The organism is Streptomyces sp. NPDC046862 (genome assembly GCF_040704615.1).
GTDB lineage: Bacteria > Actinomycetota > Actinomycetes > Streptomycetales > Streptomycetaceae > Streptomyces.
The window spans coordinates 229,986-247,315 of the sequence record NZ_JBEYXP010000001.1; the positions used below are offsets into that span (position 1 = coordinate 229,986).

The following is a 17,330-nucleotide window of genomic DNA, read 5'->3' on the forward strand; positions in this document are numbered from 1 at the left end:
GGGCGTCGGGTTGCTTTCGCGATCTCGGCCCAACCGGCGCGGCCTTACGATGGGTCGCATGACTGCTTCGCCTGGCCGCCGTGTCCTCCTCGCCGCCCCCCGCGGCTACTGCGCGGGTGTCGACCGCGCGGTGATCGCCGTCGAGAAGGCCCTGGAGCAGTACGGGGCCCCGATCTACGTCCGCCACGAGATCGTCCACAACAAGTACGTCGTGCAGACCCTGGAGAAGAAGGGCGCGATCTTCGTCGAGCAGACGGAGGAAGTTCCCCCCGGCAACATCGTCATGTTCTCCGCGCACGGCGTCGCACCGACCGTGCACGAGGAGGCCGAGCGCGGCCGCCTCGCCACCATCGACGCCACCTGCCCCCTGGTCACCAAGGTCCACAAGGAAGCGATCCGGTACGCCGACGACGACTTCGACATCCTCCTGATCGGGCACGAGGGCCACGAGGAGGTCATCGGCACCTCCGGTGAGGCGCCGGACCACATCACGCTCGTCGACGGCCCCGAGGACGTCGCCAAGGTCGAGGTCCGCGATCCCTCCAAGGTCGTGTGGCTCTCCCAGACCACGCTCTCGGTCGACGAGACCATGGAGACCGTCGACGCGCTCAAGACGAAGTTCCCCGGGCTCGTCTCGCCCCCCAGCGACGACATCTGCTACGCCACGCAGAACCGTCAGCTCGCCGTGAAGCAGATGGGCGCCGAGGCGGAGCTGGTGATCGTCGTCGGCTCGCGCAACTCGTCCAACTCCAAGCGGCTCGTCGAGGTCGCCAAGCTCGCGGGCTCGCGGGAGGCGTACCTGGTGGACTTCGCCGACGAGATCGACGAGGCCTGGCTGGAGGGCGTCTCGACCGTCGGCGTCACCTCCGGTGCCTCGGTGCCCGAGATCCTCGTCGAGCAGGTCCTGGAGTGGCTCTCGCAGCGCGGCTTCGCGGACGTCGAGCTCGTCAGGGCGGCGGAGGAGTCGATCACCTTCTCCCTGCCGAAGGAGCTGCGCAAGGACCTGCGCGCGCAGGCGGCGAGCCTGGTGGCCGAGCGCACGGGCCGGGACACCACCGAGCAGTAGGAGCACACTTGGGCAGGTCGTCGCCGCGAAGTGAGGGTTCTGCGAGGTTGCCGCCCGTGAACCTGAGGCCGGTACGTCACTGTCCGTCGTACGACGTAACGTAGGGCCATGCAGATCTTCGGCGTGGACATCGGTGGATCCGGGATCAAGGGTGCTCCCGTGGACCTGGACCGGGGCGACCTGGTGGACGAGCGGTTCAAGGTGCTGACCCCGCACCCGTCGACGCCCGACGCCGTGGCCGACGGCGTGAAGGAGGTCGTCGACCACTTCGGATGGGCGGGTCCGGTCGGCGTCACGTTCCCCGGAGTGGTCACCGGCGGCGCCACGATCCGCACAGCGGCCAACGTCGACAAGGCCTGGATCGACGTCGACGCCCGCGCCCTGCTCGGCGAGCGGCTCGGTGGCCTGCCGGTGACGGTGGTCAACGACGCGGACGCGGCGGGCGTCGCCGAGGTGCAGTTCGGCGCGGGCCGCGACCGCCGTGGCACGGTCATCGTGCTCACCTTCGGCACGGGCATCGGCAGCGCCGTGTTCACGGAGGGGGCCCTCGTGCCGAACACGGAGCTGGGCCACCTGGAGCTGAACGGCCACGACGCGGAGAAGCGCGCGTCCACCAAGGCCAAGGACGACCACGAGCTGACCTGGGAGCACTGGGCGAGGCGCGTCACGAAGTACCTCGCCCACGTCGAGATGCTCTTCTCGCCCGAGCTGTTCATCATCGGCGGCGGAGTGAGCCGCAAGTCCCACAAGTTCCTGCCGCTGATCGAGGGCATCAAGGCGGAGATCGTCCCGGCGCAGCTGCAGAACAACGCGGGGATCGTCGGAGCGGCCATGCGGGCGGCGAAGGTGTAGCGGCTCCGCCGGAGGCGGGGTGCCGTACGGCGGCGTGACCGCAAGGCATGACCGCAAGGCGTGACCGCAAGGCGGGTCCGTGAGGCGCCCAGAGTCAGAGGCCGGGGCCGGAGTGCCCCGGTTCGCCGCCGAGAACCCGGCGGCGGCTCATCAGGCGGAGTTTGCGCCAGGTCGAGACGACACCGGCGACGAGCGTGCCGCCGTACAACCAGCCCGCCTGGGTGGCCAGGCCGGTGATCAGGCCCACCAGCCACCCGGCCAGACCTTCGTCGCCGTCGGTGAGGGGCAGCAGCCCGACAGCGAAGGCGATCGGCACGACGACGGGCGCGGTGACCAGGTCGCCTCGGCGTACCCAGACCGCGGTCAACGCGCTGACCAGCAGGAACAGCAGGCCGTACACAGTCAGCGAGGCCCCGAACAGCAGTCGGTCGAGGCATCCGAGGGTGAGCATCGCGGCGCCGCAGAACAGCCCGCTGCCGAGTCCGGTGAGCCGGAGGTTCGGCATCCGCCGTACGGATCGCGCCCCAAGGGCCTCGGACTCGCCGACCGCCGGCCTCCGTACGCCGGGAGCGCGCCCCGGCGCACCGCCGCCGGACGCCCTCGCGGCCTCTGCGGGGCGGCTTTCCCGCACGCGGGGTTCTCCCCTGCCCGATCCCGAGCCTGAGCCTGAGCCTGAGCCCGAGCCGGTGCCGGTGCCGGTGCCCAGGGCGTCGGCACCGGGCCCCCGGCCGCCCGCCGGTCCCGCCGCTGGACCCGCTGGTCCTGCCGGTCCCGCTCCACCGGACCGGCCCGGAGCGGACCCCGCTCTGCCCGTCTGGGGCGGAAGGGGCGTGTCACGGCGCGATCGGGGCTTCGGAGGGCGCGTCCTGTGTTGCTCCACCGGACCAACCTAGGTCGCCCGATGTGCCGAACGGCTTCTCTGACACGCCGTTGAGCAGAGCTTGGCCAAGCGTTCGATCCGCCCGCAGGGGCGGGCACGCGCACGCCGTAGACTGGTGGATCGGCCCGCGCACTCGCCAGGCGCACCACGCTGAACGAAGGTCGTCTTCATGACAAGGACCCGGGCCTGACCAGTCAGCTGCTCAGTCCTCACGTACGGGAAGTCGCAACGTGTCGCTCACGATCGGAATCGTCGGTCTGCCCAACGTCGGCAAGTCGACCCTGTTCAACGCCCTGACCAAGAACGACGTGCTGGCGGCCAACTACCCGTTCGCCACGATCGAGCCGAACGTCGGCGTCGTGGGCGTCCCCGACCCCCGTCTCACCAAGCTGGCCGAGATCTTCAGCTCCCAGCGGACCCTCCCGGCGACCGTCGACTTCGTCGACATCGCGGGCATCGTGCGCGGAGCGAGCGAGGGCGAGGGCCTCGGCAACAAGTTCCTGGCGAACATCCGTGAGTCGGACGCGATCTGCCAGGTCATCCGCGCCTTCCAGGACGAGAACGTCGTGCACGTCGACGGCAAGGTCTCGCCCAAGGACGACATCGAGACGATCAACACCGAGCTGATCCTCGCCGACCTCCAGACCATCGAGAAGGTCCTGCCGCGCCTCCAGAAGGAATCGCGCATCAAGAAGGACATCGCCCCGAAGGTCAAGGCGGTCGAGGAGGCCAAGGAGGTCCTGGAGAAGGGCGACACCCTTTTCGCGCACGGGATCGTCCAGGGCACCGAGCGCAACGAGCTCCTCCACGACCTGCACCTGCTCACCACCAAGCCGTTCCTGTACGTCTTCAACGTCGACGAGGACGAGCTGGTCGACGAGGACTTCAAGAACGCGCAGCGCGCCCTGGTCGCCCCCGCCGAGGCGATCTTCCTCAACGCCAAGCTGGAGGCGGACCTCGCCGAGCTCGACGAGGAGGAGGCGCTGGAGCTCCTCCAGTCCGTCGGTGTCGACGAGCCGGGCCTCGCCACCCTCGCCCACGTCGGCTTCCGCACCCTGGGCCTGCAGACCTACCTCACGGCCGGCCCCAAGGAATCGCGCGCCTGGACCATCAAGAAGGGCGCCACCGCCCCCGAGGCCGCCGGTGTCATCCACACCGACTTCCAGAAGGGCTTCATCAAGGCCGAGGTCATCTCCTTCGACGACCTCGTTGAGACCGGCTCGGTCACCGAGGCCCGCGCCAAGGGCAAGGCCCGTATGGAGGGCAAGGACTACGTCATGCAGGACGGGGACGTGGTCGAGTTCCGGTTCAACGTGTAGCGGCTGACTTGTCGCCACGTCGCTGATCTGGCAAACATGCAGGTCGGAGAGGGTCCGGCTCTTCGGAGTCGGGCCCTTCGTCTTCTCCCGTGCTGGGATGGTGCTGGGATGGGCTCTGGCCCCCGCGCAGGTGGCGCAGCAGTCGGAAGAACGTCTGCGGCACGATGCGGCTCGGACCGACGGCTGTCGTGACGAAGTGAAGGCAGCCGTGAGCACCGGGCGTCGGGGCCGTGTCATCGCCCACCCGGATCAGTGGCCCTGGTGACCGATCACTCACGCCGTCAGTAGGACAGGGGCTGGACCCACCCCCTTGGCAGGGCTGATCGTGGGAGACGTGAACGATCACCTCATGGCACCTGTCGACGGCACAAGTTCGTTAGACGCAGCAAGTGACGTGGCCTTGGACGCAGAGGCCAGTGAGGTCCGCCGTTTCTGGAACCGGCTCGGCCTTCCCGGACTGGTCGACGTCCACACGCACTTCATGCCCGAGCGTGTCCTGCACAAGGTCTGGGAATACTTCGACGCGCAGGGGCCGCTGACCGGCGGACTGGAGTGGCCGATCAGCTACCGGCAGCAGGAGGCGGAACGGGCTGCTGTGCTGCGCGCGTTCGGTGTGCGAGCGTTCACTTCGATGCTCTACCCGCACAAGCCCGGCATGGCCCCCTGGCTCAACGGCTGGGCCGCCGACTTCGCTCACCGCAACCCCGACTGTCTGCACACCGCCACCCTCTATCCCGAGCCGGGTGTCGAGACGTACGTGCGCGAGGCCGTCGAAGCGGGTGCGCGCGTGTTCAAGGCGCACGTACAAGTAGGGGCCTACGACCCGGCCGACGAGCTTATCCAGGGGGCGTGGGGGGTGCTGGCCGAGGCCCGGGTCCCCGTGGTGATCCACTGCGGCTCCGGTCCCGCTCCCGGCAAGCACACCGGTCCCGAGCCGATCGCACGGGTACTGGCGCGACACCCGAAGCTACGGCTGATCGTCGCGCACCTGGGGATGCCCGAGTACGAGGACTTCCTCGGCCTCGCCGAGCAGTACGCGGAGGTCCGGCTGGACACCACCATGGCGTTCACCGACTTCACCGAGGGATTCATGCCGTTCCCCCGCCAGGCCTTGCCTCGGCTCGCCGGGCTCGGCGGCCGTATCCTGCTCGGTTCCGACTTCCCCAACATCCCTTACCCGTACGTACACCAGCTCCACGCTCTGGAGCGGCTCGGCCTCGGGCCGGAGTGGCTGCGGGCCGTGTGCCACGACAACGCGGCAACGTTGTTCGGACTGTGATGACAGGGCTCGGCTCCCCCAGTGCGGTTACTGTCGGCCTTGGACTCGTGGACTCGTGGACTCGCATGTCGCGGTGTCGCGTACGGCATCGCGCCCATGCCCTTGGGGTCGTAGATGCCGGTGAGCTGGTCGGCGAGGAGTTCGAGCTGGACGCCGGTCGCCTGGAGGTGCCCGGAGAACGTCATCAGCCCGGCGGCGTGGCGGGCCAGGCGCTTGAGCTGGTGGATGGTGAGATGACCTCCTGGTCGGGGGCTGCCCCCTTGATGTCGTACGCCGGCTTCAGCGCCTTCTCCAGCTCCGGCCGGCGCTGCTTCTACGGGGGCCCGGCTTCCACGGCCGCCCGGGCACGCCACAGGCTGCAAGGGCTCTGGGCTCTGGGCTCTGGCCTCAGTCCGAGAAGACCTGCTTGGCAACCATCATCGCGGTCATGGCCTTGGGCCAGCCGGCATAAAAGGCGAGGTGGGTGATCGCCTCGATGAGTTCGGTCTCGGTGACGCCGTTTTCCTTGGCGCGTCCGAGGTGGAAGGCGAGCTGGTCGGCGTCGCCGCCGGCGACGAGGACGGCGACGGTGATCAGGCTGCGGTCGCGCGCGGCCAGTTCGGTGCGGTTCCACACGTCCTCGAACAGAACGTCGTCGGTGAGTTCGGCGAGCTTCGGAGAGAAGTCACCGAGCATGCGGCGTCCGCCACCGAGCTGCTTCGGCTGGTCGGTCATGGGAATTCCTCTTCTCGGCCCACGGGCCTTGGGTGTGTCGTCGGAGAGCTGTGAAGCGTGCTGGTCTGCCGTCGACGGCAGACCAGGGCTGGCGCATGCACGCCGCCCGGCGTGGGGGACGGGGGCATGCGGGGCCGGTGCGTCAGCTGCTGCGGGAGCGGTTGTACTGCTCGTCGGTGACGGGCTCGTTCCAGGTGGTTTCGTCACTGCCGTCGCCCTTGCCCTCCCACATGGCGATGTGCTCCATGAAGCGGCCGGGGGTGGCGCCGTGCCAGTGCTCCTCGTTCGGGGGGCAGGTGACGGTCTGGCCGGGGTGGGCCTCGAAGACGGTGCCGTCGCGGGTGCCGATCAGGGCCGTGCCGGAGACGACGTGGAGGGTCTGGCCCAGGACGTGGGAGTGCCAGTGGGTGCGGGCGCCGGGAGAGAAGCGGACCATGTTGGCGCGCATCCGGGACGGCTCCTGGCCTGCGTAGATCACGTCGAACCAGACGTCGCCGGTGAACCAGGCGGCGGGGGCCTTGACGGTGTCCTGCTGCTTGACGAATTCCATGATCTTTCCTTCTGTGTGCGGGGGCGGGTGAGAGTGCGTCAGACGGCGTCGTCGTGGGCGAGGCCGGAGCCCAGTTCACGGGAGGCGTCGACGTCAGCGAGGAGTTCCTTGGCCTTGCCTTCGACGGCGGCCAGGCAGTCGTCGCCTGCGATGAACCGCAGCGGCGGCTTGTCGAGGGCTGCGACCTTGAGGAGGGCGCCGGCGAGCTTGGCGGGGTCGCCGGCCTGCTGCCCGTTCATCGATGCCCAGACCCTCTTGGTGGCGGCGGTGCGCTCGGCGTAGTCGTCGAGCGACAGCTCCGCGTACGTGGTGGAGGCATCCACCAGCAGCTCGGTGCGGAAGAAGCCGGGCTCCACGATCGTGGTTTTGATGCCGTACGGCTCCACATCGTGGTGCAGGGACTCCATGAAGCCCTCCACGCCGAACTTCGCCGTGGCGTAGGCGACGGTGAACTCGCCGCCCACCTGCCCCGCGAGGGAGGAGATCGTCATGACGTGCCCGGAGCGCCGGACGCGCATGACCGGCAGGACAGCGCGGGTGACGTTCATCGGACCGAACAGGTTCGTCTCGATCTGCGCCCGCACCTGGCCTTCGGAGAGCTCCTCGAAGTAGCCGGCGTAGAAGTTCGCGGCGTTGTTGATCAGCACGTCGATCCGGCCGAACCGGTCGACGGCCGCCCGGACGGCCGCCCGGGCGGCGGCGGGGTCGGTGATGTCCAAGGCGGTGGCCAGCAGGTTGTCCTGCTCGCCGCCCAGGACCTCGATGACGCCCTCGGGGCGGCGGCCGGTGGCCACGACCTGATGCCCGGCGGCCAGGGCCTGGCGGGCGATGTCGGCACCTAGACCGCGGCCGGCGCCGGTGATGAAGAAGACCTTGCTCACGATGCGGTGCACTCCAAGGCGCGAAAGAGGACAGACCAGCTCGTCACAGCCTGTATCCGGAAATGTTTTCAGGCGGCCGGTACAGGCCCGGGCCTCGAGGGCCCGACGAGCACCGCCGACCGCCTCACCACTAGGAAACTCAAGACCGAGGGCATGAGGGAGGGCCTGCGCTGCCAGGTACTGACAGAGCCCCCCACGGCCGCGCCGGCCCGCCTAGCCTGGAGGGCGTGAGTACCGAGAGCGACATCCGCGAGTTCCTGGTCTCCCGCCGCGCCAAGATCACCCCGCAGCAGGCCGGACTGCCCGCCTACGGCGGCAACCGGCGCGTGCCCGGGCTGCGCCGCGAGGAAGCCGCGATGCTCGCCGGCGTCAGCATCGACTACTACGTCCGCCTCGAACGCGGCCACCTCGCCGGAGCCTCCGAGGAAGTCCTCGACGCCGTCGCGGGTGCCCTGCGACTCGACGAGGCCGAACACGCCCACCTCTACGACCTCGCCCGCGCCGTCGCCCGACGCCCCACCCGCCGCACAAAACGCACCCGCGGCCCGCTCCCCGACAGCGTCCTGCGCGTCCTTGACTCCATGACCGACTCCCCGGCCTTCATCCGCAACGGCCGCCTCGACATCCTCGCCGTCAACCGCCTCGGCCGCGCCCTGTACTCTCCGCTGTTCACCGAAGGCGCCCCGCGCCCGGTCAACATCGCCCGCTTCCAGTTCCTGGACCCGCACGGCCGGGACTTCTTCCCCGACTGGGAGCAGTCCGTGAACACGACCGTGTCCCTGCTGCGCACCGAGGCCGGCCGGGCTCCCGGCGACAGCGACCTGACCGGGCTCGTCGGCGAGCTCGTCACCCGCAGCGAGGAGTTCCGCACCGCGTGGGCCAAACACAACGTGCGACTGCACCACACCGGCCGCAAAGGCTTCCGTCACCCGGTCGTCGGCGAGATCACCCTCGACTTCGACGCCATGGAACTGCCCGCACAGCCCGGCCTGACCCTGACCGCGTACGGCACCGGAGCCCACACCCCGGCCCACGACGCACTGCGGCTGCTGGCCGCCTGGGCCGCCACCGAAGACGCCTCCGCAACCGCAGACCCGGACCGCACCACCAGCCACTGAACCGTGCCCGCGGCCACCGGACCTCGATCACCGCAAGGAGACACCCCCATGCACACCCGTATCCTCGGCCAGGGCCTTGAGGTCTCAGCCATCGGCCTGGGCTGCATGGGCATGTCCCAGAGCTACGGCCCCAATCCCGGCAACCGGCAGGACATGATCGCCGTGATCCGTGGCGCCGTCGACCGCGGCACCACCTTCTTCGACACCGCCGAGGTCTACGGCCCCCACACCAACGAAGAGCTCGTGGGCGAAGCACTCGCCCCGCTGCGCGACCAGGCCGTCATCGCGACCAAGTTCGGCTGGCGCATCGAAGACGGCAAGTCCGTCGGTCTCGACAGCCGGCCGGAGCAGATCAAGCGGGTGGCCGACGCCTCGCTGCGCCGGCTGCGCACGGACACGATCGACCTCTTCTATCAGCACCGGGTCGACCCCGACGTGCCGATCGAGGATGTCGCGGGCGCCGTCGCGGAGCTGGTACAGGCCGGCAAGGTGCGGCACTTCGGCCTGTCAGAGGCGGGTGCCGCGACGATCCGCCGTGCGCACGCCGTCCACCCCGTGACGGCGGTACAGAGCGAGTACTCGCTGTGGACCCGCGACCCCGAACCCGAAGTCCTGCCCACGCTCGCCGAACTCGGCATCGGATTCGTACCGTTCAGCCCCCTCGGCAAGGGCTTCCTCACCGGCACCGTCGACACCACGACCGCGTTCACCGACGACGACATCCGCACCACCATCCCACGGTTCGACCAGGACAACCTCGCCTCCAACCAGGCACTGATCGACCACGTCACCACCCTGGCCCACGCCAAGAACGCCACCCCCGGACAGGTGGCCCTGGCCTGGCTGCTCGCCCAGCACCCGTCGATCGTGCCGATCCCCGGCACCCGCCGCATCGCACGGGTGGAGGAGAACGCCGCCGCCACACAGCTCGCCCTGTCCGCCGACGAGCAGGCGGACCTGGACGCGCTGGCGGCCCGCATCGGCGTCCGCGGCGACCGCTACAACGAGATGCACATGAATCTGGTCGACAAGTAAACGGGCCACGCCCCAGCAGTGCACCCTCTTCAGGTTCAACGTCTGACAATGGGGATCTGAAGGTTCGGATCCGTCTCACCCGCGGCCGCCGGTCGCCCGGCGGCACGCCTGTGCGTAGGCCCGTACCAGGGGCCGATCCCCGTCCTCCCGGCGCCAGGCCAGGACGTAGCGGCTGGGAGTGACGCCGCGCACCGGGCGGGCGACCACGCCGCCCAGGGTGAGCAGCGGGACGTTGCCCGCGGCCACGAGACACACGCCGAGGCCGGCGACCAGGGCCTCGTACGTCTCCTCCGTGCTCGCGATCTCGGCGCCGATCCGGGGTGGGCGGCCGTCGCGGGCGTCCAGGGCGAGCCAGTAGTCGCGCAGCGGGCCCGTGCTCTCCGGAAGCGCGAGGAACGGCTCGTCGGCGAGGTCCGCGAAGTCGATCTCGGCGCGGGTGGCGAGGGGATGGGTGTCGGGGAGGGCGACCAGGAGCGGTTCCTCGGCGATGAGCGTCCACGCGAAGCGTTCCTGGCCGGGCAGCGGCAGCCAGACGAACGCCACGTCCGCGTCGCCGTCCGCGAGGCCCGCCGTCGGGTCGTCCCAGTTCACCTGCCGCAGCCGGATCTCCGCCTCCGGGTGCGCGGCCGTGAAGCGGGAGCGGATGGCGGGCAGGACGCCGCCGCGCCCCGGACTGGTGCTCATCCCGACGACGAGCGTGCTGCGCTGGGCCGTCCGGGCTTCCTCCACCGCGGCCGCCGCCTCGTCCCAGGCGGCCAGCACCCGCCGGGCGTGCGGCAGCAGCGCCGAGCCCGCCGCAGTGAGCGTCACACCCCGCGGATCGCGCCGGAACAGCTCCACGCCCAACTGCCGCTCCAGTGCCCGGATCTGTTTGCTCAGCGCCGGCTGCGACACGTACAGCCGCTCCGCCGCGCGCGTGAAGTGCAGTTCGTCCGCCACCGCCACGAAGTAGCGCAGGTCCCGAGCATGTACGTCCATCGCCATAACCATCGGTTATCACCAGCGGTCTTGGACGCGCAACCGGTAACGGAAGCAGGCTGGTCAGTGAGCGATCAGGGCCGAGAGAAGACGCCGAGAGAAGACGAGGAGCGGTCATGAACAGGGTGTGGCTGGTGACGGGCGCGAGCAGTGGGTTCGGGCGGGCGATCACCGAGGCGGCGCTCGCCGCGGGTGACGTGGTGGTGGGCGCGGCGCGGCGCACCGACGCGCTGTCCGACCTGGTGGCCGCCCATCCGGACCAGGTGGAGGCGCTGAAACTGGACGTCACCGACACGGCGGCGGCCGAGGCGGCCGTACGGGACGTCGTGGCGCGGTACGGACGGATCGACGTCCTGGTCAACAACGCGGGACGCACCCACGTGGGTGCCTTCGAGGAGACCACCGACGCCGAACTCCGCGAACTGTTCGACGTGCACGTCTTCGGGCCCGCCGCCCTCGCCCGCGCCGTGCTGCCGTACATGCGGGAACGGCGCTCGGGAGCGATCGTGCAGATGAGCAGCGTGGGCGGACAGGGTTCCTTCGCGGGCTTCTCGGCGTACAGCGGAACGAAGTTCGCCCTGGAGGGCATGTCGGAGGCTCTCGCGGACGAGGCCCAGGAGTTCGGCATCAAGGTGCTCATCGTCGAACCGGGGGCCTTCCGTACGGCGCTGTTCGACACCAACAGGGCGGGTGTCAGCACGGACAGCGGTGTGTACGCCAAGGTGGGGGAGACCCGTGGGTTCGTGGCCGGAGGTGACGGCGCCCAGCCCGGGGACCCGGCGAAGGCGGCGGCGCTCATCCTGGCCGCGCTGGACGCCGAGCGGACCCCGCTGAGGCTGCCGCTCGGGGACGACAGCGTCACCACGGTCCTCGCCCATCTCGACCAGGTCCGGGACGACGTCGTCGCCTGGGAGAAGCGCACCAGGGCGACGGCCTTCGACGACTGAGGTCCGGCCGGGCCGGGTTTGGTGGCCGGTCGCGGGGACCGGTTGTCGGGGCCGGTCGCCAGGGCCGGTCGCCAGGGCCGGTCGCCAGGGCCGGTTGTCAGTGGTGCGTGGAAGGATGCACGCACTGGGACTCACGGCGCCGAGGGGGTGGCATGGGGGGAGCGGGACGGCACGTTCGAGGGCTGATCGCGGACGGCGCGCGGCTGCACGAGGCCGCGCGCGCCGTGCTCACCGACCACACCCGTGCCCTGGAAGCGGTGCGTACGGCCCTGGCGCCACTGAGGAGTGGACTCGTGGCCGAGGAGCTGGAGTCCATCCCGGTGGCCCGGCTCAAGGACGTCACCGAGGGGCGGCTGCGGCTCGGGGTGCTGGAGGCCGCCGGGTTCACCTCCGTGCGGTCGGTGTACGAGGCCGGCCGGTACGAGCTGCGGCAGATCCCCGGCGTCGGTGCCCAGACCGCCGACCAGGCGCTCGCCGCCGCCCGGCAGATCGCCCAGGCGGTCGAGGAGACCGTCTCCGTACGGATCGACGTGGACCGGCCCGAGCCGAGGACCACCGCCCTGGTCCTCGCCCTGCGCCGGCTCGTCGAGGCCGGACCGGAGCTGCAGCGGGCCGTGGACGCGGCGCGGACGCTCGACGAGAGGCTGGGCACGCTGCTGCCGGTGGCCGGTCCGGCCGGCGGGCGGCTGCGCATGGTGCTCGCGGGGCGGGCCCGCCGGGAGGCGGCGCTCGCGGCGGTCGCGGAGCTCGCCGAACTGCTCACCGACACCGCCGCGCGGGACGTGGGCCTGCTGCTCGCGCAGGCCTCCACCGACCTGCTGCGCGAGCCCGCCTCGGAGATCGAGGCGTGGGTCGACTTCGAGCTGCGCTCCGCCGAGTACTACAGCCGGCTCGCCGAGATCGGCGGCCATCGCCCGGACGTGGCCGCCGCCGAGGGCTTCCTGCCGTCGGAGGTCGCCGAGCGGGTGCACGCCCAGCACCTGGACGACACACACCGCCGGGTCTCGCTGCGCGGCTACCAGTCCTTCGGCGCCCGGTTCGCGCTGGCCCAGCGCCGGGTCGTCCTCGGTGACGAGATGGGGCTCGGCAAGACCGTCCAGGCCATCGCCGCGCTCGCCCACCTCGCGGCCGAGGGGCACACCCACTTCCTCGTGGTCTGCCCGGCCAGCGTGCTGATCAACTGGACGCGCGAGGTCCGCTCCCGCAGCACCCTGCGGGCCGTGCCGGTGCACGGCCCCGACCGGCAGGACGCGTACGCCGAGTGGAGCGAGCGGGGCGGCGTCGCGATCACCACGTACGACGTGCTCCACGGCCTGCCGGGACCCGACCCCCTGGCCGGGGCCGGCGCCCGCCGGCCTTCCGAGGAGCACGCTTCCGCCGACCGTGCGTCCGCCGAACGCGCTTCCCCCGTTCGCGTTTCCGCCGACCGTGCGTCCGTCGACCGCGCGTCTGCCGTTCCCGGGATGCTCGTCGTCGACGAGGCGCACTACGTGAAGAACCCGGACACGCGCCGCTCCCGGGCGGTCGCGGCCTGGGCCGAGACGTGCGACCGCGTGCTGTTCCTCACCGGCACGCCCATGGAGAACCGCGTCGAGGAGTTCCGCTCGCTCGTCCGCCACCTCCAGCCCGGCCTGCTCCCCGAGATCCACGGCCGCAGCGCGGCCGCCGGGCCCCACGCCTTCCGCACGTCGGTCGCGCCCGCGTACCTGCGCCGCAACCAGAAGGACGTGCTCACCGAGTTGCCCGCGCTGGTGCAGGTCGACGAGTGGGAGGAGTTCAGCGCCGCGGACGAGGAGGCGTACCGGAAGGCGGTCGCTGACGGGAACTTCATGGCGATGCGCCGCGCCGCCTACGTGGACGCGGAGAAGTCCGCGAAGCTCCAGCGTCTGCGCGAGCTGGTGACCGAGGCCGAGGGCAACGAACTGAAGATCGTGGTCTTCTCCTACTTCCGCGACGTGCTCGACACGGTCCACCGGACGCTGGGGGAAGGGGCGTTCGGCCCCATATCCGGTACGGTCCCGGCGGCCCGCCGCCAGCGCCTGGTGGACGACTTCGCGGCCGCCCCGGGGCACGCGGTGCTGCTCTGTCAGATAGAGGCGGGCGGTGTGGGGCTCAACCTCCAGGCGGCCTCCGTGGTGATCCTCTGTGAGCCGCAGGTCAAGCCCACGCTGGAGCACCAGGCAGTGGCCCGCGCCCACCGCATGGGTCAGGTCCGCACCGTCCAGGTCCACCGTCTGCTCGCCACCGACAGCGTCGACCAGCGTCTGCTGGACATCCTGAAGAACAAGTCCCGCCTCTTCGACGCCTACGCCCGCCGCAGCGACGTCGCCGAGTCCACGCCGGACGCTGTCGACGTCTCGGACACCGGCCTGGCGCGCCGCATCGTGGAGGAGGAGCAGCAGCGGCTGGCCGCCGTGTCGGAGTAGGGGAGGGCGGCGGATCCCGCACGGCCGCTCGCCGTTCCACGTCCGTCAGGAACGGTCGCTGATCCTTTCCGTCGGGATCGGTCGCTGATCCTGTCCGTCACGAGCGGTCGCCGATCCATGGCCATCGCGGCCGCGCGTCCTCCCCCGCCGTGCCCACGGCGCGCCCTGCCCACCGTGCTCGCCGTCCGTGCCCGCGGCCCGCTCCCCGGCCCGCCCCCTCTCAGGCGTCCGCCAACCCCGACTTCAGCCCCGCCCCGCACAACGGGACCACGGCAGTACGGTCCCCGAGCGCGCCCTCGCGTACGGCCGCCCAGCAGGCCACGCCCGTGGACTCGACGTACAGTCCCCGCGACGCCAGGTCCCTTTGCGCCTGCCGGATCTGGTCCTCCGTCACCGTCAGGAACCTGCCCCCTGACTCCCTGACGGCCCGCAGGACCTGCCGGGCCCGCGGAGGCCGTGGGATGGCGATGCCCTCGGCGAGGGTGGGGGCCGTCGGGATCTCCGTTTCCGCGATCAGGTCGTCGGCGCCCTCGGTCCAGGCGTGGGCCAGCGGGGCGACCGCGGCCGACTGGACGGCGTACAGGGCGGGCCGCCGGCCGATCAGTCCCGCCGAGTACAACTCGTCCACCGCGAGGGCGGCGCCCAGCAGCAGTGTTCCGTTGCCGACCGGGACCACGATCACGTCGGGGAGGCGGCCGCCGAGGTCCTCCCACAGTTCGTGGACGTACGTCTTCGTGCCGTGCAGGAAGTACGGGTTGAAGACGTGGGACGCGTAGAAGACCCCCTCCTCGTCCGCCGCCTCCCGGGCAGCCCGTGCCGTCGCCTCGCGGTCGCCGTCCACCACGTGCAGTCGTGCGCCGTGTGCCCGGATCTGCTCCAGCTTCTTGGCCGACGTACCGGCGGGGACGTACACCGTGCAGGGCAGCGCCGCCCGTGCGCAGTACGCCGCGATGGCCGTGCCCGCGTTGCCGCTGCTGTCGGCGAGCACCTGGCGGGGCCCGAGCCGCAGGGCCAGTTCGGCCAGCAGTACCGCGCCCCGGTCCTTGAACGACAGCGTCGGCATCAGGAAGTCCAGCTTGGCGGAGATGCCGTCCGTCAGCTCCACGAGGGGAGTGCGCCCCTCGCCCAGGGACACCGAGGGGCCGGACAGGGGCAGGCACTCCGCGTACCGCCAGAGCGAGTTCACCCGTCCCACCAGGGACTTGAGCGGGGCCGGCGTGGGGGCGAAGTCCAGGTCCAGAGGGCCGCGGCAGGCCGGGCAGCACCAGGCGAGCGAGCCCGCGGGGACGCGCGTGCCGTCGGAAGGGCAGTAACGGTCCGGCAGAGGTGTCATGGCCGCAGCGTAGTTGTGCCGTCCGGTGACGGTGCGTCATGACCGGTGCCCAACGGGCGCGTCACGTTCGTGAGGGCCGTCGTGGGTCGTCGTGGACCGCCGTTCGAGCCGTCGTGCGGCGCATGGCGCGGTTCTGTGCCGCCGTCAGCCCTCAACTGACGCACAGGAAGACCCCGCGATACGCGAAGTATGACCATATTTGTGTAACAGTGACCCCGCCCCACTCGCCCCACCCACCCCCCACCCGGGCACCACCGATTGAGGAAGGTTCCTTAGATGGCAGTGATGCGTCAGACCCGGCGAAGACTGGCCGGTGCGACCACGGCGGCACTCGTGGCCGGTCTCGTCCCGGTCCTCGCCGCGAGCGCCTCCGACCCCGAACCGGAAGGCCGGATCCAGTACGCGGGCGCGGTCGGCGCCATCAAGGACAGCTACATCGTGATCCTGAAGTCGGACGTCGCGAAGGCCGGCTCCGATCAGGGCAGGGCTCTCGCCAAGGCGTACGGCGCGACCATCGAGCGCACCTACACGAAGGCCCTCAACGGCTACGCCGTCAAGGCCACGGAGGCCAGGGCGAAGCGTTTCGCCGCCGATCCGGCCGTCACCTCCGTCGTCCAGAACCGCACGTTCACGATCGACGCGACCCAGTCCAACCCGCCGTCCTGGGGCCTGGACCGCATCGACCAGGCGGCGCTCCCGCTCAACCAGAGCTACAGCTACGACGACACCGCCGGAGAGGGCGTCACCGCTTACGTCATCGACACCGGCGTGCGCATCTCGCACCGCGACTTCGGCGGCCGTGCCTTCAACGGCTACGACGCCATCGACGACGACAACACCGCCCAGGACGGCCACGGGCACGGCACGCACGTCGCCGGAACGATCGCCGGAACGACCTACGGCGTCGCCAAGAAGGCGAAGATCGTCGGTGTCCGCGTCCTGAACGACTCCGGTGAGGGGACGACCGCGGAGGTCGTCGCGGGCATCGACTGGGTGACCGCCCAAGCCGTCAAGCCGGCCGTCGCCAACATGAGCCTCGGCGGCCCGGTCGACACGGCGCTCGACGCGGCCGTCCGCAACTCCATCGCCTCCGGCATCACCTACGCGGTCGCGGCCGGCAACGAGTCGGCCAACGCGTCCACCCGTTCGCCCTCGCGTGTCGCCGAGGCCATCACCGTCGGTGCCACCACCAACTCCGACGCCCGTGCCAGCTACTCCAACTACGGCACGGTCCTGGACCTGTTCGCCCCGGGCTCCTCCATCACCTCCCTCTGGCGCACCAGCGACACGGCGACCAACACCCTCTCGGGTACGTCGATGGCGACCCCGCACGTCACGGGAGCCGCCGCGCTCCACCTGGCGGACCACCCCACCGACACGCCCGCCGCCGTCGAGGCGGCCCTGGTCGACTCCGCGACCACCGACGTCGTCACCAGCCCCGGCACGGGCTCGCCGAACCGCCTCCTCAGCGTCGGCGGCAGCGGGGCGACGGTCCCGCCCGGCCCGCGCTTCGAGAACACCGCCGACCACACGATCTCCGACAACGCGACGGTCGAGTCGTCGATCAGCGTGAGAGGGGTCTCCGGAAAGGCCCCGGCGTCACTGCGCGTGCCGGTGAGCATCGTTCACCCGTATGTCGCCGATCTCCGGGTGCAGCTGATCGCTCCCGACGGCACGGCGTACACGCTGAAGGCATACGGCACCGGCGGCGATACCGACAACATCAGCACCACCTACACGGTGAACGCGTCCTCCGAGACGGCCAACGGCGTCTGGAAGCTCCGGGTGACCGACAACGCGGTGCAGGACGTCGGGCGGATCGACTCCTGGGGGCTGCAGTTCTGACGTCTGCTCGGACGCCACCCCTCCGACGAGCCGTTGAGGTGCGGTGACGGGGGGTGGCGTTGAGGGGGGAGAGGGAGCCGCCCCGCGCAGGGCCCGCCCGCCCCACG

General features: G+C 70.9%; 15 protein-coding genes. 9 read left to right on the top strand and 6 right to left on the bottom strand.

Translation table 11 applies throughout. The features are described 5' to 3' along the window. Positions 1-49 precede the first annotated feature (49 nt). On the top strand, positions 50-1,066 hold the full coding sequence (locus AB0959_RS01055) for a 4-hydroxy-3-methylbut-2-enyl diphosphate reductase (RefSeq protein ID WP_366824089.1): 1,017 nt from the start codon (positions 50-52) through the stop codon (positions 1,064-1,066). Positions 1,067-1,174: 108 nt separating this feature from the next. Further along, a complete protein-coding gene (gene ppgK, locus AB0959_RS01060; RefSeq protein ID WP_366824090.1) occupies positions 1,175-1,918 on the top strand; it encodes a polyphosphate--glucose phosphotransferase in 744 nt (247 codons plus the stop codon). Positions 1,919-2,012: 94 nt separating this feature from the next. Here the strand turns inward: ppgK and AB0959_RS01065 are convergent, their stop codons facing one another. Further along, entirely contained in the window at positions 2,013-2,549 is a 537-nt protein-coding gene (locus tag AB0959_RS01065) for a DUF6542 domain-containing protein (protein WP_366824091.1), read from the bottom strand. 479 nt (positions 2,550-3,028) lie between these two features. Between AB0959_RS01065 and ychF the strand changes: the two genes are divergently transcribed. Together ychF and AB0959_RS01075 are read left to right on the top strand one after the other, a co-directional pair. After that, the gene (gene ychF, locus AB0959_RS01070) at positions 3,029-4,117 is read left to right on the top strand and encodes a redox-regulated ATPase YchF (protein ID WP_366824092.1); all 1,089 of its coding nucleotides are present in this window, start codon (positions 3,029-3,031) and stop codon (positions 4,115-4,117) included. Positions 4,118-4,466: 349 nt separating this feature from the next. Continuing rightward, a complete protein-coding gene (locus AB0959_RS01075; protein WP_366824093.1) occupies positions 4,467-5,396 on the top strand; it encodes an amidohydrolase family protein in 930 nt (309 codons plus the stop codon). A 387-nt stretch (positions 5,397-5,783) separates the two neighbouring features. On the opposite strand, the gene AB0959_RS01080 is transcribed toward AB0959_RS01075, so the two are convergent. From AB0959_RS01080 to AB0959_RS01090, 3 genes are all read right to left on the bottom strand, one after another. Continuing rightward, a complete protein-coding gene (locus AB0959_RS01080; protein ID WP_366824094.1) occupies positions 5,784-6,110 on the bottom strand; it encodes a carboxymuconolactone decarboxylase family protein in 327 nt (108 codons plus the stop codon). Between the two features lie 142 nt (positions 6,111-6,252). Continuing rightward, positions 6,253-6,660, bottom strand: a complete 408-nt coding sequence (locus AB0959_RS01085) for a cupin domain-containing protein (protein WP_366824095.1) — start codon at positions 6,658-6,660, stop codon at positions 6,253-6,255. A 38-nt stretch (positions 6,661-6,698) separates the two neighbouring features. Further along, positions 6,699-7,541 (bottom strand): SDR family NAD(P)-dependent oxidoreductase, encoded by an 843-nt coding sequence (locus tag AB0959_RS01090; RefSeq protein ID WP_366824096.1) that lies wholly within the window; start codon positions 7,539-7,541, stop codon positions 6,699-6,701. Positions 7,542-7,768: 227 nt separating this feature from the next. On the opposite strand from AB0959_RS01090, the gene AB0959_RS01095 reads away from it, so the two are divergent. Together AB0959_RS01095 and AB0959_RS01100 are read left to right on the top strand one after the other, a co-directional pair. Further along, positions 7,769-8,659, top strand: coding sequence for a helix-turn-helix transcriptional regulator (locus AB0959_RS01095; protein WP_366824097.1), 891 nt, complete (start codon positions 7,769-7,771; stop codon positions 8,657-8,659). A gap of 48 nt (positions 8,660-8,707) precedes the next feature. Then, positions 8,708-9,694: an aldo/keto reductase gene (locus AB0959_RS01100; RefSeq protein ID WP_366824098.1), complete on the top strand. Its 987-nt coding sequence runs from the start codon at positions 8,708-8,710 to the stop codon at positions 9,692-9,694. A gap of 75 nt (positions 9,695-9,769) precedes the next feature. Here the strand turns inward: AB0959_RS01100 and AB0959_RS01105 are convergent, their stop codons facing one another. Further along, positions 9,770-10,678 (bottom strand): LysR family transcriptional regulator, encoded by a 909-nt coding sequence (locus AB0959_RS01105; protein ID WP_366824099.1) that lies wholly within the window; start codon positions 10,676-10,678, stop codon positions 9,770-9,772. Positions 10,679-10,788: 110 nt separating this feature from the next. Here AB0959_RS01105 and AB0959_RS01110 point away from each other — a divergent pair, with 110 nt between their 5' ends. Next, positions 10,789-11,619, top strand: coding sequence for an SDR family NAD(P)-dependent oxidoreductase (locus tag AB0959_RS01110; protein WP_366824100.1), 831 nt, complete (start codon positions 10,789-10,791; stop codon positions 11,617-11,619). 152 nt (positions 11,620-11,771) lie between these two features. Further along, positions 11,772-14,045, top strand: a complete 2,274-nt coding sequence (locus tag AB0959_RS01115) for a DEAD/DEAH box helicase (protein ID WP_366824101.1) — start codon at positions 11,772-11,774, stop codon at positions 14,043-14,045. Between the two features lie 220 nt (positions 14,046-14,265). On the opposite strand, the gene AB0959_RS01120 is transcribed toward AB0959_RS01115, so the two are convergent. Continuing rightward, positions 14,266-15,378 carry a threonine synthase gene (locus AB0959_RS01120; protein ID WP_366824102.1) on the bottom strand — a complete coding sequence of 371 codons (1,113 nt, stop codon included), beginning with the start codon at positions 15,376-15,378 and terminating at the stop codon, positions 14,266-14,268. 276 nt (positions 15,379-15,654) lie between these two features. Here AB0959_RS01120 and AB0959_RS01125 point away from each other — a divergent pair, with 276 nt between their 5' ends. Next, entirely contained in the window at positions 15,655-17,223 is a 1,569-nt protein-coding gene (locus tag AB0959_RS01125) for a S8 family serine peptidase (protein WP_366824103.1), read from the top strand. The last annotated feature ends 107 nt before the right edge of the window (positions 17,224-17,330 follow it).